The organism is Bifidobacterium sp. LH_416 (assembly GCF_056357055.1).
This window is the reverse complement of the sequence record NZ_JBKEVJ010000007.1, coordinates 36,277-53,296: the sequence shown is the minus strand read 5'-3', so window position 1 is coordinate 53,296 and position 17,020 is coordinate 36,277. Positions and strand designations below refer to the sequence as shown.

Annotated in this window: 13 protein-coding genes; 11 read left to right on the top strand and 2 right to left on the bottom strand. The window is 56.3% G+C overall.

The window, feature by feature from the left end; all coding sequences use genetic code 11:
* The first annotated feature begins 70 nt into the window (after nt 1–70).
* Both glmS and AC1AY0_RS11285 read left to right on the top strand, forming a co-directional pair.
* On the top strand, nt 71–1,963 hold the full coding sequence (gene glmS / locus AC1AY0_RS11290; protein WP_476524349.1) for a glutamine--fructose-6-phosphate transaminase (isomerizing): 1,893 nt from the start codon (nt 71–73) through the stop codon (nt 1,961–1,963).
* A 152-nt stretch (nt 1,964–2,115) separates the two neighbouring features.
* Entirely contained in the window at nt 2,116–2,850 is a 735-nt protein-coding gene (locus AC1AY0_RS11285; RefSeq protein ID WP_476524351.1) for a pseudouridine synthase, read from the top strand.
* Between the two features lie 41 nt (nt 2,851–2,891).
* On the opposite strand, the gene AC1AY0_RS11280 is transcribed toward AC1AY0_RS11285, so the two are convergent.
* Complete coding sequence (locus AC1AY0_RS11280; RefSeq protein WP_476524352.1) at nt 2,892–3,878, bottom strand: LacI family DNA-binding transcriptional regulator; 987 nt, start codon at nt 3,876–3,878, stop codon at nt 2,892–2,894.
* A gap of 248 nt (nt 3,879–4,126) precedes the next feature.
* Here AC1AY0_RS11280 and AC1AY0_RS11275 point away from each other — a divergent pair, with 248 nt between their 5' ends.
* The 5 genes from AC1AY0_RS11275 to AC1AY0_RS11255 all read left to right on the top strand — a co-directional run bounded on the left by AC1AY0_RS11275 (nt 4,127) and on the right by AC1AY0_RS11255 (nt 11,560).
* Nucleotides 4,127–5,053 (top strand): carbohydrate ABC transporter permease, encoded by a 927-nt coding sequence (locus AC1AY0_RS11275; protein WP_476526452.1) that lies wholly within the window; start codon nt 4,127–4,129, stop codon nt 5,051–5,053.
* 58 nt (nt 5,054–5,111) lie between these two features.
* Nucleotides 5,112–6,110 (top strand): carbohydrate ABC transporter permease, encoded by a 999-nt coding sequence (locus AC1AY0_RS11270; RefSeq protein ID WP_476526450.1) that lies wholly within the window; start codon nt 5,112–5,114, stop codon nt 6,108–6,110.
* A gap of 3 nt (nt 6,111–6,113) precedes the next feature.
* Complete coding sequence (locus AC1AY0_RS11265) at nt 6,114–8,195, top strand: beta-galactosidase (RefSeq protein WP_476526448.1); 2,082 nt, start codon at nt 6,114–6,116, stop codon at nt 8,193–8,195.
* A gap of 452 nt (nt 8,196–8,647) precedes the next feature.
* A complete protein-coding gene (locus tag AC1AY0_RS11260) occupies nt 8,648–9,991 on the top strand; it encodes an ABC transporter substrate-binding protein (RefSeq protein WP_476526446.1) in 1,344 nt (447 codons plus the stop codon).
* A 147-nt stretch (nt 9,992–10,138) separates the two neighbouring features.
* Entirely contained in the window at nt 10,139–11,560 is a 1,422-nt protein-coding gene (locus AC1AY0_RS11255; protein ID WP_476526444.1) for an ABC transporter substrate-binding protein, read from the top strand.
* A 44-nt stretch (nt 11,561–11,604) separates the two neighbouring features.
* Here the strand turns inward: AC1AY0_RS11255 and AC1AY0_RS11250 are convergent, their stop codons facing one another.
* A complete protein-coding gene (locus tag AC1AY0_RS11250) occupies nt 11,605–12,384 on the bottom strand; it encodes a type III pantothenate kinase (RefSeq protein ID WP_476524362.1) in 780 nt (259 codons plus the stop codon).
* 124 nt (nt 12,385–12,508) lie between these two features.
* Between AC1AY0_RS11250 and AC1AY0_RS11245 the strand changes: the two genes are divergently transcribed.
* Genes AC1AY0_RS11245 through AC1AY0_RS11230 form a run of 4 tightly spaced genes read left to right on the top strand, consistent with a single transcriptional unit; the run spans nt 12,509 to nt 16,969 of the window.
* Nucleotides 12,509–14,149 (top strand): ABC transporter substrate-binding protein, encoded by a 1,641-nt coding sequence (locus AC1AY0_RS11245; protein ID WP_476524363.1) that lies wholly within the window; start codon nt 12,509–12,511, stop codon nt 14,147–14,149.
* Between the two features lie 54 nt (nt 14,150–14,203).
* Nucleotides 14,204–15,181 carry an ABC transporter permease gene (locus AC1AY0_RS11240; protein ID WP_476524365.1) on the top strand — a complete coding sequence of 326 codons (978 nt, stop codon included), beginning with the start codon at nt 14,204–14,206 and terminating at the stop codon, nt 15,179–15,181.
* A complete protein-coding gene (locus AC1AY0_RS11235) occupies nt 15,178–16,128 on the top strand; it encodes an ABC transporter permease (protein WP_476524367.1) in 951 nt (316 codons plus the stop codon). Before AC1AY0_RS11240 ends, AC1AY0_RS11235 begins: the two co-directional genes overlap by 4 nt.
* The gene (locus tag AC1AY0_RS11230; protein ID WP_476524369.1) at nt 16,118–16,969 is read left to right on the top strand and encodes an ABC transporter ATP-binding protein; all 852 of its coding nucleotides are present in this window, start codon (nt 16,118–16,120) and stop codon (nt 16,967–16,969) included. Before AC1AY0_RS11235 ends, AC1AY0_RS11230 begins: the two co-directional genes overlap by 11 nt.
* The last annotated feature ends 51 nt before the right edge of the window (nt 16,970–17,020 follow it).

The window sequence follows — 17,020 nt, the reverse complement described above, 5'->3', positions numbered from 1 at the left end:
TGCGCTGATAATGCGAAAACGTTCGGGTCGGTTCGACTCAAGACATATACGTCCGCTAGGGTAGAGGGCTATGTGTGGAATTGTTGGATATGCAGGAAATGTTGAAACCGCTTGTGGCAAGCCGCTAGAAGTTTGTCTTCAAGGCTTGGCTCGTCTTGAATATCGTGGATATGATTCGGCCGGTGTGGCATTGAGCGCGCCTGGCATGGATAAGGTGGCCGTGCGTAAGAAGGCCGGCCGTTTGAAGAACCTGGTCGAAGATATCGAACGTAAGCCGATGCCGCTGGCCACCGTAGGTATCGGCCACACTCGTTGGGCCACCAATGGTGAGCCGAGCGATGTGAACGCTCACCCGCACACCAGCATGGACGGCAAGGTTGCCATCATTCACAATGGCATCATCGAAAACGCATCCCAGCTGCGACTCGACCTGCAGGCCGAAGGTTATCGTTTCGCCTCCGCTACCGATACGGAAGTGGCTGCCAAGCTACTCGGCAAAATCGTAGACAAAATCATTGAAGAAGAAGGCCACCCAGACCTGTTCAAGGCAGTGCGTCGCATGGCTCGCATGCTCGATGGTGCGTTCACCATTCTTGCCACCGACTGCCGCCAGCCGGATATCGTAGTGGGCGCTCGCCATGATTCTCCGCTGGTCGTAGGCCTCGGCGAGGGCGAAAACTTCCTCGGCTCCGACGTGGCCGCATTCGTGGCATACACCAAGCGCGCCATGGAAATCGACCAGGATCAAGCCGTATGCGTGTCCGCAGACAAGGTTGTCGTCACCGACTTCGATGGCAACGTTGTTGCCAATCCGAAGACGTACACCGTGGATTGGGACGCTTCAGCTGCCGAAAAGGGCGGTTGGGATTCCTTCATGGATAAGGAAATCCATGAAGATCCGGCTGCCGTTCAGCGCACATTGCTCGGCCGTTTCGATACCAAGGGCGACATCACCCTTGATGAGGTTCGTATTGACGAGCATGATTTCAAGGCAATCGACAAAATCATCGTCGTAGCCTGCGGTACCGCAAGCTATGCCGGCCAGGTAGCCAAGTATGCCATCGAACACTGGGTGCGCATCCCCGTGGAAATCGAACTGGCACACGAATTCCGTTACCGTGACCCGATTCTGACCCCGCGTACTCTCGTGGTGGCCATCTCTCAGTCCGGCGAAACCATGGATACGCTGATGGCATTGCGTCACGCACGCGAGCAGGGTTCCAAGGTGCTGGCCATCTGCAATACTCAGGGCGCTTCCATTCCACGTGAATCTGATGCTGTGTTGTACACGCACGCTGGCCCGGAAGTGGCAGTGGCTTCTACCAAGGCATTCGTGGCGCAGATTACCGCCGCATATCTGCTTGGCCTCTACCTGGCTCAGGTCAAGGGAGCCATGTTCCGCGATGAGATTCACCAGGTATTGGACTCCCTGAAGGATATGCCGCGCAAGATCCAGTGGGTGCTCGATACGCAGCCTAAGGCCATTCAGGCCGCCGCCGAACGCATGGTGAACGCTAACTCCTTCCTGTTCCTTGGCCGCCACGTGGGCTATCCGGTGGCCTTGGAGGGCGCACTGAAGCTTAAGGAAATCGCTTACACCTTTACTGAAGGCTTTGCAGCCGGCGAATTGAAGCATGGCCCAATCGCCTTGGTGGACGAAGGCGAGCCGGTGGTGTTTATTGTGCCGCCGGAGCGTGGCCGTAACGTGCTGCATGCCAAGGTGATTTCCGGCATTGAGGAAGTCAAGGCTCGTGGCGCATATATTATCGCGGTAGCTGAGCAGGGAGACCCTGATGTGGAGCGGTACGCGGACGTGGTGTTCTGGCGCCCGGCATGCCCGACGCTGATGAGCCCGCTCGTAGACGTGGTGCCGCTGCAGCTGTTCGCCATGGACATGGCCAAGCTCAAGGGCTACGACGTCGATAAGCCGCGCAACCTCGCCAAGTCCGTTACCGTTGAGTGATGTTGAGATAGCAGTACCAGCATCGTCCGGGAGGGACCGGCAGGCACATTGTCCGACACGCTCCGGGCCGCTCTGGCCAAGCCTTTACGGTCTGACAATGTGTCTGCCGGCCCCTCCCTCGTATGTAGTTATGTGTTGCGTTGGATTGTGTAATGAGTAGACCACATCGATATGTCACTGAGGAGCCTCATATTCCGTTTGATGTGAACGTGCTCTATGAGGACGAGCGCATCATCGTGGTGGATAAGCCGCATTTTCTGGCAACCATGCCGCGCGGTATGTGGTACCGCGAAACAGTTTTGATTCGTTTGCGTGAGCAATTTGGTGAGCCGGATATTATTCCTGCACATCGTTTGGATCGTATGACGGCAGGCGTACTGGTATTTGTGCGCGATAAAGCCTGCCGCGGAGCGTATCAGATGCTGTTCCAAAACAAGCAGGCTGTGAAGGTCTACGAATGCGTGGCTCCTTGTGCACCGATTGCGCGTCCGCGCTTCGGCACAGTAACGCGATTGGAATCGCCCAGACCATTTCCGCTATTGCGATGCTCGCACATCACCAAATTACGTGGCGTTATGACTGCGTACGAAGAGCCGGGCGCAATCAATGCCGAAACATTGATTGAACGCGGCGAGTTGATATCAGCCAATCCCATGATGTGCCGCTACACACTCCATCCGCGAACTGGCAAAACCCACCAATTGCGCGTCCATATGAACTCGCTCGGCCTGCCGATTCTAGGAGACGACTTCTACCCGCGCATCGCCACCCGTCCGTACGACGATTTCAGTCAACCGCTGCAGCTAATCGCACGTGTGTTACGTTTCACCGATCCAATAACGGGGGAGAATCGTGAATTCGTTTCCCGCCAGACGCTTCAGATTTGATTTTTTAGAATGGCAAGGCCAGCCAATCCCTGCTCACTGAATCAACTGATGTCGCGCACGGAACCGCGTTCGATTAGTTCGGTGGGGATTACGGTTTTAACGCCGGTCGCTACTCTTTCTCCTTCGCACATGCGGCGCACCATGGAAAATGCAGTGGCTCCAACATCATTAAAGCGCATGCGCATGGTGGTGAGGTTTAGCCGTGGCACCATATCCACTAGAGAATTATCTACGCCGACTACGCTCACATCTTCCGGTACGCGCTTGCCGACCGATTGCAAGCCAAGAATAGCGCCATAGGCCATCTGATCGTTGGCGGCATAAATCGCCGTGCAGTTCGGATCATGAGCCAAAGCCACGCCGGCCTGATAGCCGGAGTCCGCGCACCAATCGCCAATGTACATACTGGGCACGGGCGCGCCCATTTGCTCTAACGCCTCACGCCAGCCGCGTGCGCGGGATTCCGCTGCGCGAGAGGTGGAGGGGCCGGCGATGTGGTACACGGTTTTGTGCCCCTTGCTCATCAGATAATCCACGATGGCTGTGGAGCAGCCGTACTGATCGCTATCCACAGTGGGACAGTAGTCGGCAGCACCTTCGGTAACCAGTACGACAGGAAGTTCCTTTGGTGGCTTGTAACCGACGAAATCGGAGATGCGTTCCTCGAGCACCACAATCACTCCGTCCACGGGCTGGCGCTGCATACGTTCGATGGCGGCGGCAAGTGTGCGCTCTGAACCGTGACGCATGGTTTGAATGGTGACTGAGTAATCGTCTTCTGCGGCGGCTGAGATGATGGCGTCGAGAATGCGGGAGTTACCGAAGGTGGCGGTATTGAACATCACTACGCCGATATCTTGGAACTTTCCGCGCTTGAGTGCACGCGCCGCATAATTCGGGCGATAGCCGAGCTTTTGCATGGCGGCTTCCACGCGCTGACGAGTTTCAGGTTTTACTGCGCTGCTGTCGTTGGCCACGCGGGAAACAGTCTGAGGGGAGACGCCTGCGGCTTTCGCTACATCTTGCATAGATACTTGTGATGCTCGCGCCATAATGAACCCCCGGTCAGTATCAACTTCAACTGTGTTCTCATGAATCTCTCATGAATAATGTCATTCATCATCGAACAAAACGGTAACGATAACATCATTGTTTTCGTGACCATTGTATCAGATATGACGAAAACCCTTGAATTCAACACGAGTGGACAATGTTTGAAATCGTGTTATGATGATAACGCAAACATTTTAGCAACCTTCGAAGGAGAGGGGTTGGAATGGCTTCAGCCGATATCTCTGCCGAACCTGTGAGCACGGGTGCGGTGCGTGTGAACAAGCATAAGGCGGATTGGCGTGGATGGAAGTTCATGTGGCCGTTCGCAGTGGTGTTCATCTTCGTGTTCATCATCCCGATCGTGTACGCCATCTACATTTCGTTCTTCAAGAAGCAGATGATTGGCGGCACCAAGTTCGTTGGCCTGCAGAACTACCAGCGTCTGCTTGTCGACCAGCAGTTCTGGAGCTCGGTCGGTCGTGTGGCCCTGTTCACTGTGGTGCAGGTGCCGATCATGCTGTTCCTTGCAGCTGCAATGGCATTGGCCATCGATTCGATGAAGCTGCACGGCACGAAGTTCTTCCGCATCTCCACCTTCCTGCCTTACGCAGTGCCCGCCGTGGTCTCCACGTTGATCTGGGGCTTCGTATACGGCGCCAAATACGGCCTGGTCGGCTCCTTCAACGACTTCTTCGGCACCAACATTGATGTGCTAAAGCCTTCCGTGCTGCTTGCCGCAATCGGCAACATCAACACTTGGGAGTTCACCGGTTACAACATGCTGATCTTCTACAGCTCGCTCTCCACGATTCCGCACAGCTTGTATGAGGCCGCCTCGATCGATGGTGCCTCCGAGTGGCAGATCGTCAAGTCGATTAAGCTGCCGGAGCTCAAGGGCTCGCTGGCGATCACGGTGATCTTCTCGATCATCGGTTCGTTCCAGCTGTTCAACGAGCCTTCGATTTTGCAGAACATGGTGCCGGGCAACGCGATCACCACGTACTACACGCCGAACATGTACGCGTACAACCTGAGCTTCTCCGGCAACCAGTCAAATTACGCCGCGGCTCTGGCCATCGTCATGGCCGTGATCACTATGGCCATCGCCTACGCGGTCCAGCTCAACAGCATGAAGGAGCAGATGAAGTGATGTGCCGGATGCTGATTGCTGAAATGACTGTGACTGTGATTGTGAAGGAGCGTGCGTGATGAGTGCAGCAACAAGTGCCCGTCTGACCGAGGCGGAATTGAGGGCCCAGGAGAAGGCTGCCAAAAGGGCCGAGAAGGAACGTCAGAAGCGTATCGCTCGCGATGAGGCTGCTGAGCGTAAGCGCAGCGAGAAGGCCGGCTTCGCGAACGTGAATAACCCGCGTCGTTCCACCCTGATGACCATCCTATGCGCCATCTTCGCGGTCTACTGCCTCTTCCCGTTCGTCTACCTGGCGATCAATGCCACCAAGACCCAGGCCGACTTCACCAGTACGTTCGGCATGGGCTTCGGCAAGACCTTCGCCCTGTGGGACAACATCGTCACCGTGTTCACCTATCAGGGTGGCATCTTCGGCCGCTGGCTGATCAACACCCTGCTTTACGTGGTGGTGGGCGCAGGCGGTGCAACCTTGCTGGCCATCATGGGCGGCTATGCACTCGCGAAGTTCCGCTTCCCGGGCCGTAAGGCCGTGTTCGCGGTGATTATCGGCTCCATCTCCGTGCCGGGCATCGCACTGGCCGTGCCGCAGTTCCTGCTGTTCGCCAAGCTGGGTTTGACCAACACCCCGTGGGCAATGATCATTCCGTCCTTGATTAGCCCGTTCGGCCTGTACCTCATGTGGATTTTCTCCGAGCAGGCCGTGCCGACCGAGTTGCTCGAAGCCGCCCGCGTGGATGGTGCAAGCGAGTTCCGCACGTTCTGGACCATCAGCTTGCCGCTGCTGGCTCCCGGTATTGTGACCACCGCTCTGTTCACGATCGTGGCCACTTGGAACAACTACTTCCTGCCATTGATCATGTTGAAGGATGCTGATTGGTACCCGCTGACCATTGGTCTGAATCAGTGGAAGGATCAGGCGTCCACCGCTGGCGGCCAGGCCATTCAGAATCTGGTAATCACGGGCTCGCTGATCACGATCATTCCGCTGGTCATCGCCTTCCTGTGCCTGCAGAAGTACTGGCAGTCCGGCCTCGCCGCAGGAGCCGTCAAGGAGTAAGACATGACTGAACACCGTCCATTCAACTGGCCGCAGCCACTTGCCGGCAAAAGCCCGCGCATCTGGTACGGCGGCGACTACAACCCTGACCAGTGGCCCGAGGAAGTCTGGGATGAAGACATCGAACTGATGCAGAAGGCCGGAGTCAATCTGGTCTCCGTAGCTATCTTCTCCTGGGCCAAGCTCGAACCAGAAGAAGGCGTCTACGATTTCGACTGGCTCGACCGCGTCATCGATAAGCTCGGCAAAGCCGGGATCGCCGTGGACCTCGCCACCGGTACCGCATCCCCGCCGATGTGGCTTACCCAAGCCCACCCGGAGATTCTATGGGTGGACTACCGTGGCGATGTCTGCCAGCCGGGCGCCCGCCAGCATTGGCGCGCCACCAGTCCCGTCTTCCTCGACTATGCGCTGAATCTGTGCCGCAAAATGGCCGAGCACTACAAAGACAATCCGTACGTCGTCTCCTGGCATGTGAGCAACGAATACGGTTGCCATAATCGTTTCGACTACTCCGATGATGCCGAACGCGCCTTCCAAAAGTGGTGCGAAAAGAAGTACGGCACCATTGACGCCGTCAACGACGCATGGGGCACCGCCTTCTGGGCGCAGCGCATGAACAACTTCTCCGAGATCATTCCGCCTCGCTTCATCGGTGACGGCAACTTCATGAACCCGGGTAAGCTGCTCGATTGGAAGCGCTTCAGCAATGACGCACTGCTCGACTTCTACAAGGCCGAGCGTGACGCCCTGCTTGAAATCACCCCCGGCAAGCCGCAGACCACCAATTTCATGGTCTCTGCCGGCGGCACAGGTCTTGACTACGACAAGTGGGGCTACGACGTCGACTTCGTCTCCAACGACCACTACTTCACTCCGGGTGAGGAGCACCTCGACGAGCTGGCCTACTCGGCCTCCTTGTGTGATGGCATTGCCCGTAAGAAGCCGTGGTTCCTGATGGAACACTCCACTTCGGCCGTCAATTGGCGTCCGATCAACTATCGTGTGGAGCCCGGCGAGCTTGTGCGCGACTCTCTGGCTCACTTGGCTATGGGCGCTGACGCTATCTGCTACTTCCAGTGGCGCCAATCCAAGGCCGGTGCTGAGAAGTGGCACTCCTCGATGGTGCCGCATGCGGGCCCTGACTCCCAGATCTTCCGCGATGTGTGTGAACTGGGTGCTGATTTGCACAAGTTGGCCGACGAGGGTCTGTTGAATACCACGTTGGTCAAGTCCAAAGTCGCAGTGGTCTTTGATTACGAGTCCCAGTGGGCTACGGAACATACCGCCACGCCTACACAGGAGGTACGCCATTGGACCGAACCGCTCACATGGTTCCGTGCGCTTGCGGATAACGGTCTTACCGCAGACGTGGTGCCGGTTCGTGGACCCTGGGACGAGTATGAAGCCGTGGTGCTGCCAAGTCTGACCATTCTTTCCGAAGAAACCTCACGCCGAGTGCGCGAGTATGTGGCGAACGGCGGCAAGCTGTTCGTGACCTACTACACTGGTTTGGTGGACGAGAAGGATCACGTTTGGCTCGGTGGATACCCAGGTTCCATTCGAGATGTTGTGGGCGTTCGTGTGGAGGAATTTGCCGCTATGGGCAATGATTTCCCCGGTGCTATGGATCATCTGGATCTAACTAACGGCACAGTGGCACATGATTTCGCTGACGTCATCACTTCCGTGGCTCCAACCGCTCATGTGATGGCTTCCTTCAAGGCCGATAAGTGGACTGGTTTCGATGGCGCCCCCGCCATTACCGTCAACGAATACGGTGACGGCAAGGCGGCATACATCGGCGCTCGCCTGGGCCGTGAAGGTTTGGCCAAGTCTCTGCCGGCCCTGCTGGAGGAGTTCGGCATCGATACGCCTGCGGAAGATGATTGCGGTGAAGTGCTGCGCGTCGAACGCGCTGATGCCGCCGATGAGAACCACTTCGTGTTCCTGTTCAACCGCACGCATGACATTGCCGTGGTGGATGTGGAAGGCGAGCCGTTGGTCGCGTCGTTGGCTCAGGTCAACGAGTCCGAACATACGGCGGCCATCCAGCCGAACGGTGTGCTGGTGGTGAAGCTGTAAAGGCTGTGCGTATGTGCGCTGTGCATATGTGCGGCGCGAGACCATAAGTCTATAAATACTGTCTCCTGCTCAAAGGCTGGGATTGTCGGAACCATTTTCGACAACCCCAGCCTTTTTCGTACGGTTCTGCATTGGCTGGAGCGTAGAGCTGCGCATGAGCATAAGCGTCCTAATGGCGCACAATACCTGTAGCAGATTGTGGGTGAGGTAAATGTTTACTAGAAAATACTGGTTATGTTTACGATAACACGCCGAGCGTAATTGTTTGCCAATACTGGACTCCTGTGTATACTGATAAATGTTATCGCAATCATAGTTTTGGAAATGGCGAGAGGAGCCACTTCTCGAGGTTGAGGAGAATTCCAAGGAGTTTGAATCAATCAAAAGCAATGATTGCGAACGACAAACATAGTTGAATCGTTCTGGACGATTCGAGGAAGGAGAACAGAACGATGAAGTTCACTACTGCTAAGAAGGCCATCGCTCTTACTGGCGCAGTTGCCATGCTGGCTTCCGTTGCTGCCTGCGGTTCTGACAGCGCTGGTTCTCAGCCTGAGCAGGAAAAGGATGTACAGGAAATTACCGTGTGGGCTTGGGAGCCCACGCTGACTCAGGTTGCTAAGGACTTCACGAAGAAGACCGGCATCAAGGTTGATCTGAAGAACGTCGGTACCAACACCAAGGAATACACTCAGCTTGATAACGCCATCGAGGCCGGTAACGGTGCTCCGGATGTGGCTCAGGTTGAGTATTACGCACTGCCGCAGTACGCCATTAAGGGCAACCTGCTGGACATCACCGACAAGACTTCTGGCTACGAGGACTTCTACACTCCTGGCCCGTGGGCTTCCGTGCAGTTCGCTGGCAAGGTCTATGGCCTGCCGATGGATTCTGGCCCAATGGCCTTCTTCTACAACAAGGAAGTCTTCGACAAGGCCGGTGTTGACGCCGAGCAGATCAAGACTTGGGACGACTACTATGAGGCCGCCAAGAAGATTCACGCTCTGGGCGACAACTACTACATCACTTCCGATACTGGCGACGCTGGCTTCTACGATTCCATGACCTGGCTGGCTGGCGGCACCCCGTTCAAGACCTCCTCCGACGGTTCCGAAGTGACCATCAACCTGACTGGTGATGAGAACGTGCAGAAGTTCAACGAGTTCTGGCAGAAGATGCTGGACGAAGGCCTGCTCGACACCAAGACCGCTGGCTGGTCTGAGGATTGGTTCAAGGGCATGGTTGACGGCACTATCGCCTCCCTGCTCACCGGTGCTTGGATGCCTGCAAACCTTGCTAACTCCGCTGCTGGTGGCGCTGGCAAGTGGCGTGTGACCCAGATGCCGACCGCTGACGGCTCCGCCACCAACGCTGAGAACGGTGGTTCTTCGCTGGCTGTTCTGGCTTCCTCCAAGAAGGCTGACGCTGCCTACCAGTTCATCGAGTACGCTAACCACGGCGATGGCGTGGCCACCCGTGTGGCTGGCGGCGCGTTCCCGGCTGACAAGGCTTCTATGGAATCCGATTCCTTCAAGAACGCCACCACCGTGAAGAACTCCGATGGTGAGGATGTGGACTACTTCGGTGGTCAGAAGTACAACGAGGTTCTTGCTCAGGCTGCTGAGAACGTCTCCTCCGACTACCAGTTCCTGCCGTTCGAGGTCAAGGCTCGCACCATCTTCGGCGACTATGTTGGCAAGTCCTACACTGGCGATCAGAAGCTCTCTGATGGTGTTGCTGCTTGGCAGAAGGCACTGCAGGATTACGGCAAGGATCAGGGCTTCACTGTGAAGTAAGCTCCACGTCTGAGTCTCATTCATAACTGACTGCAAAAGCTCCGAGTGCATTATGCACCCGGAGCTTTACTTATGCTCTCATGCTCTTGTCAAGGAATACATGATGCAGAATGATTCGAGCGCAGACATACTAGTAGACTCGGCACTATGAGTTTGATTGACCGGCGAATCAGAAGAATGGCAGCCGCAGCAGTGGCCGCCATTCTTTCCGTATCCCTCGCATCATGCGGGCAAGCCACCCAAGATAATCGCACTGAAATCACAGTGTGGAGCTGGGAACCCAGCATGGGCAAGGTCATCAGCCGATTCGAAAAAGCCAACCCGGATATCAAAGTCAACTGGACCAACATTTCCGGCTACAGCAATCTCAACACTGCTATTCAGGATGGCTACGGCACCCCAGACGTGGCACAAATCGAATATTATGCATTGCCGCAGTATGAGGTTTCCGGTCAGCTGCTCGACCTGACCGATCGCATTGGCTCGGATTATGCGAACTTCTTTACGCAGGGCACCTGGTCTTCAGTGCAGTTGGCTGGCCGCACGTACGGTTTGCCAATGGATTCTGGTCCGATGGGATTCTTCTATAACGAGGAAATTTTCCAGCAGGCTGGTGTGGACGCCACGCAGATTAAAACTTGGGATGACTATTATCAGGCTGCGAAAAAACTCAAGGATATCGGTGTATACATTGCCGCTGATTCCGGTGACGGCAGCTTCTATGACGCCATGATTTGGCTCGCCGGAGGCCGTCCATTCCACACTTCTGCAGACGGCAAAACTGTGACCATCGATCTGGAAAATGATGAAGGTACGCAGCGCTTCACCAAATTCTGGCAGAAAATGATCGATGAAGGCTTAGTGGATACAACTTCTGCCACTTGGTCGGATCGTTGGAAGAGTCGTGTGGGCAGCGGCACTATTGCATCAATGTTCACGGGCGCATGGATGCCCTCGATGCTGCTCTCCAATGTGCCGGGTGCTGCTGGTTTGTGGCGCGTGACAACGATGCCTACATTTGATGGTCAGCCGACTAACGCGGAAAGTGGCGGTTCGGCGCTCGCCGTACTGCAGCTCACGCGCAAACCGGATGCGGCATACCGGTTCGTGGATTTCGTCACCCATGACACGCAAGGTATCAGCGCGCGCGTGGCCGGTGGCGCATTCCCAGCCGATTACGCCACGCTGAATTCCGAGGATTTCTTGGATAAAACCACCATCACCAATGAGAGCGGTATTGAAATCCCGTATTTCGGTGGGCAGAAATTCAATCGTGTGCTTTCCGAAGCTGCAGAAGAGGTCTCTGCCGGGTACCAGTATTTGCCGTTTGAAGTGTATGCGCGCAGCGATTTCGAGACTACGGTAGGCAAGGCGTACAGCTGGGCCAGTAGCTTCCAGGCATATCAGCGCAGGCAGGCCGCCATCGAAATGGGATGGACTGATGATGACGGCAATCCGCTGCAGCCGCTCGAAGATCCGGGCGCGAAGGTGAGCCTTGAGCATGGCCTAACCCAATGGCAGAAAGACCTCAAGGAATACGGCTTCAACCAAGGCTTCACCATCAAATAACGCGAAAATACCGCGTGAATATGCAGCAGTGCGGCAAGCGCCGACTACCGCATATTGCGTGCGTAAATATTCGCCATACCCTTGAAAATCAGATCCGGGTCGTAGACATCGATCAAATCGGTATCGTCTGCGAACACGCGCCCCAAACCGCCAGTGGCAATCACTTGGAAATCTTCGCCGCCAAGCTCCTTGCGGAACTGCTCGATCGTGCGCTCCACGCCACCCAAGAACGTGTAATACAAGCCCGCCTGCATGCACACCTTGGTATTCGTGCCCAGAATCGTGCTCGGGCGAGTAATCTCCACCTCCGGCAGCTGAGCAGTATCGCCCCACAATGCCGCAGCACCCGTGCGAATACCAGTGGTGATTACGCCGGCATCGATCACACCGCGTGCATCCACATGCGTGAACGTGGTTGCCGTACCAAAATCAGCCACCAAAACCGGGCCACCGTACTCGTTGTATGCGCCAGCGCAATCAGCCAAAATATCCGCGCCAAGCGACTTTGGATCATCCACGCGCACATTCATGCCGGTTTTAATGCCCGGGCCAATAATCATTGGCTCAATATCAAGGAACTTGATAATGGACGCGCGGAAGGAATGCATTACTTTCGGCACTACCGAACAAATCACCACATCATCCACATCCTGCGGTGTGAATCCGCTCATATGCAGAAATTCAGTCAAGAACAGACCATATTCATCAGACGTGTGGTTCGCTTTGGACGTGATGCGATACGTGCCCATAGTGGTACGGCCTGAATCGCCATCCAAAAAGCCAATCACAATATTCGTGTTACCGATATCAACGGCGACCAGCATGATAACCCTCCAGCATTGAGATGGATTTCAGCGACAATTCTACTCCCGCGCCTATGATTGACCTTCGGTGGTCGACCCGGCTTGGGCGGCCAACCGCATTTACGAGAATTGCAGAGGAAGAACTATGTCTCAAGACAATGGTGTGCACGCACAGGGCGGCGCAACCAATGCAAATGGAGCAACCACGGACGCGAGCTTGGCTTCGCGCGCTAAGAATCCAAAGAAGAACGGCCCGAAGTGGTGGCTGGTTTCGCTGATTGCCGTTATCGTGGCAGTGGCTGTGGTGATTGGTGTCACCTTGGCATATGGCAATAAGAATGATTCCGCAGACGGTTCTGCGGGTGCATCTGGTGCGGCAAGTACGGTGACTATTGGTCTCAAACTGGCTCCTACGAATCTGGATATTCGCAATACCGCAGGTTCTGCACTCGATCAGGTGCTGATTGGCAACGTGTACGAGGGTATTGTGGCCCGCGATTCCAAGAATCAGGTGGCTCCGGGCTTGGCTTCCAGCTGGGAGGAATCCAGCGACGGCCTGACCTACACCTTCCACCTCAACAAGAACATGAACTTCTCCAACGGCGACAAGCTGGACGCTGAGGATGTGGCATGGTCTATCAACGAGCTCATCGCCAAGCAGTATCATGACGCGGACGCGCTCACTGCGGTGAACACGGTGGAAGCCAAGGATGCCAACACTGTGGTCATGACTCTGAACACCCCGAATTCCAACCTGCTGTGGACGCTGACCGGTCGCGCCGGCCTGGTGTTCGATAAGGACGCCAAGTACGACATGAAAACCGAGGCCGTGGGTTCCGGCCCGTACACGGTGGCCAAGTTCGTGGAGAATGATTCCATTACGTTGAAGGCCAACGACCAGTACTGGGGCAAGAACAAGGCCAAGACGCCGACCGTGGTCATCAAGTATTTGGCCGATGACAACGCTGCCGTGAACGCGATGAAGTCCGGTGACGTGCAAGTGCTCGCACCGATTACCGAAACTTTGGCCGGCCCGTTCAAGTCCGATTCGTCCAAGTACACGGTGAAGGCTGGCAACGGTACCGATAAGTACGTGCTCGGCTTCAACAATGCTTCCGGCTCCAAGCTTGCGGATAAGCGCATTCGCCAGGCCATCCGTTACGCCATCAATCACAAGGAGATCATCGCATCCCGCGGTGGCGCGGATAAGGCACTTGGTGGCCCGATTCCATCGCTCGACCCTGGTTATGAAGATCTGACTGGCTTGTATCCGTACGATCAGGCTAAGGCCAAGTCGCTGATGGCTGAGGCTGGCTACTCCGAAAGCAATCCGCTGGAATTGAGCCTGACCTACGCCAACATTTACGGCACTGAGATCGGCGACCAGCTGCGCTCGCAGTTGAAGCCCATCGGCATTGACTTGAAGGTGAATGTGGTGGAATTCTCCACCTGGCTGCAGGACGTGTACACCAACCACGATTTCGATATGTCGCTCGTGGACCACAACGAAAGCCACGACTTCTACTCGTGGGCCGACCCGACCTACTACTTCGGCTACGACAACAAGGACGTGCAGAAGCTATACAGCGAAGGCGTGGCCGCCACCACCGATAAGGAGCGTGACGCCAAGTTCGCCGAAGCCGCCAAGCTCATCTCCGAAGACGCTCCGGCTGACTGGCTGTTCAACTACCGCATCACCACCGTCACCGCCAAGGGCGTGCAAGGCTTCCCGTTCGACCTGAACCAAACCGTTTTGCCGCTTTACAACGTGACTTACACGAAGTAGGCCATTCCCTCGGCTCCCCTCTTTGAGGGGAGCCTAATCCCGGGAAGGATGCATATGCGATTCGTTATTCGCCGACTGCTGCTATTCGTAGCGGCCTTATTCGGCATTTCCATCGTGGTATTCGCGGCGTTGCGCATTCTGCCCGGCGACGTGGCTTCCGTCATGGCCGGCATCAACGCGCCCGCCAGCCGAGTGACGCAATTGCGCGAGCAACTGGGCCTGAATCGGCCGCTCGTCACGCAGTATTTCGACTGGATGGGTGCACTGCTTACCGGCGACTTCGGCACATCAATCCTGACCGGCCGCTCGGTAACCGCCCTCATCGGAACCCGCGCATCCATCACATTCCCGCTGATTATTCTGGGTTTGATTATCGCGCTGGCTATCGGATTGCCGCTCGGTTGCGCTGCGGTATTGGCCCGTTCGCCTCGCGTGCGCACGGCATTCCACGTGCTGGCCATTATTGGCGGCTCGGTTCCAGCGCTGTGGGGCGGTTTGCTGCTGATTCTCCTCTTCGGCAAAGGCGTTGGCATTATCGGCATTCTGCCCTCGCAAGGCTTCCCGCTCGACGGCTGGGGCGAGCCGGGCAGTGCCATCCTCGCCCTGATTCTGCCCGCTCTCACAGTCGGCATCATCGTTGGCGCTTCCCTGATGCGATACACGCGCGCGGCACTGGGGGATATCGCACAATCCGGATACATCGACATGGCCCGCTCCTGCGGCATGACCCGCACACAAGCTGTACTAAATGTCGGTCTTCGTCTCGCCATGCCGCAACTGGTATCAGTCATCGGCCTCACGTTCGCTTCAATGATTACCGGCGTCATGGTCATCGAAAACCTCTTCGCTCTGCCCGGTATCGGCAATGGACTGGTCACCGATGTAGGCAATCGCGATCTGATCGCCGTGCAAAGCGAACTGTTCCTGCTCGCTGCATTCTTCTTAGGAATCGGCCTGATTGTGGACGTGCTGCACCGCATCCTTGACCCGCGCCTAAAGAACGCCGACTCCGTTTCGGAGGTGACCGCATGAGTAGCAAACGCTCCACTGCGACTACTGCGACTACCGCAACTCGCACAACAATCATCCTCAGCTCCATGTGGCGCAAAGCTGAAGGCAAATTCGCGCTGACTGTGCTCACCCTATGGCTTGCTGTGGCGCTGATTTCTCTAATCTGGACTCCGCAATCCCTCTGGACCACCGACGGCTACCATGTGTGGGCCAAGCCGTCCGCCAATCACTGGCTCGGCACAGACGGTACCGGAGCTGATGTATTCAGCTGGCTGATGGCTGGCTCGCGCACCAATCTGCTCATTGTGGTACTCACCATCGTGGTGTCCGCTGTGTGGGGGCTCGCGCTCGTGGCCGCTATGGTGGCGCGAAATTCAGCGCTCGCCAACACGTCTGTAGTGGTGATTGATGCGCTAATTTCTATTCCTACAGTGCTAATTGCCCTGATTTTGGCGGTACCGCTGGGAGCTTCCATCACCGTGATTGTGATTGCCTGCGGCTTTGGCTATGGCTTGAATCTGGCTCGCGTGGCTCGGCCGTCCGCGCTACTCGCCGCGCGCTCGGCATATGTGGAATCGGCTCTGGCCAATGGCGCAAGCGGATGGCGCGTGCTGGTGAGCCATATCATCCCTAATATTCTTCCGGTTCTGGCCGTGCAGCTTTCGCTGTCTGCAGGAACGGCGGTATTGGCCGAATCTGGGCTGACTTACTTGGGCATTGGTGTGCCTTCCGGCGTGCCAAGCTGGGGCCATTCGCTGGCCACTTCGGTCAAGCTGATTAATGTGTTTCCGCTGACTGTGCTCTGGCCGGGTCTGATTGTGACGGTTGTGGTGGTGGCGTTGAACGTGTTCGGCGATGTGCTGCGCGACGCCATCGATCCGGTGGCCAATCCGGCATTGCGGCAGGCCTCGCAGGGCGCTTCATCTTCGGCTCAGCGTGATGCCAAGGAGGTGCAGGATGAGCGTTGATGTGCAGGGATTGAACATTGCCATCGGCGGCAAGCCCATCGTCACTGACGTGGATTTGTCGATTGCGGATGGCGAACGCGTCGGCCTGATTGGTTCGTCCGGTTCCGGCAAGTCAATGATTTCCAAGGCGATGCTTGGGCTTTTGCCGCTTAACGCTTCGGTTTCTGGCTCTATTGTGTTCGGTGGAGCACGTGCTGCGGAAGTGCCTCAGTCTCGTGGCGGAGAAGGTGCTGTAGCTCTGGGCGATATGCAGGTTGTGGGCGCTTCTGAACGGGAATTGGCGGATTTGCGCGGCCGATACGTGGGAACCGTGTTCCAGAATCCTTCCCGCTCGTTGAATCCGGTGATGACCGTGGCGCAGCAGGTCGGTTTGCCGCTGTATTTGCATTATGATTTGTCATTCCAAGAGCGCGTCGAACGCATCAAAGCCATGCTGGACAAGGTCGGCCTGCCGCAGGACGTGCTGCTGAAGTATCCGCATGAGCTGTCTGGTGGGCAGCAGCAGCGTGTGGGTATTGCTACGGCTTTGATTACTTCGCCTCGATTCATCATCGCTGATGAGCCAACTACTGCATTGGATTCGATTACGCAGCGTCAGATTGTGGATTTGCTGACCTCGCTGGTGGATGATGCTGGCGCCTCAATGCTGTTTATTACTCATGATTTTTCAGTGCTCGCGCGTGCTACTACTCGCTGTTATGTGTTGGAATCCGGGCGTATCGTGGATTCCGGAGCAACTGCCGACCTGTTGACGAACCCAAGCACTCCCGAATCCGAGCGCCTAGTTTCCGCCGCCCGCAGCCTCACCCTCCACTCCCCAAAGGAGTCCCACCATGACTAACCCAACGTCCCACACTTCGGCCCCCTCCTCTTCTTCGGCCCCCTCTGACGG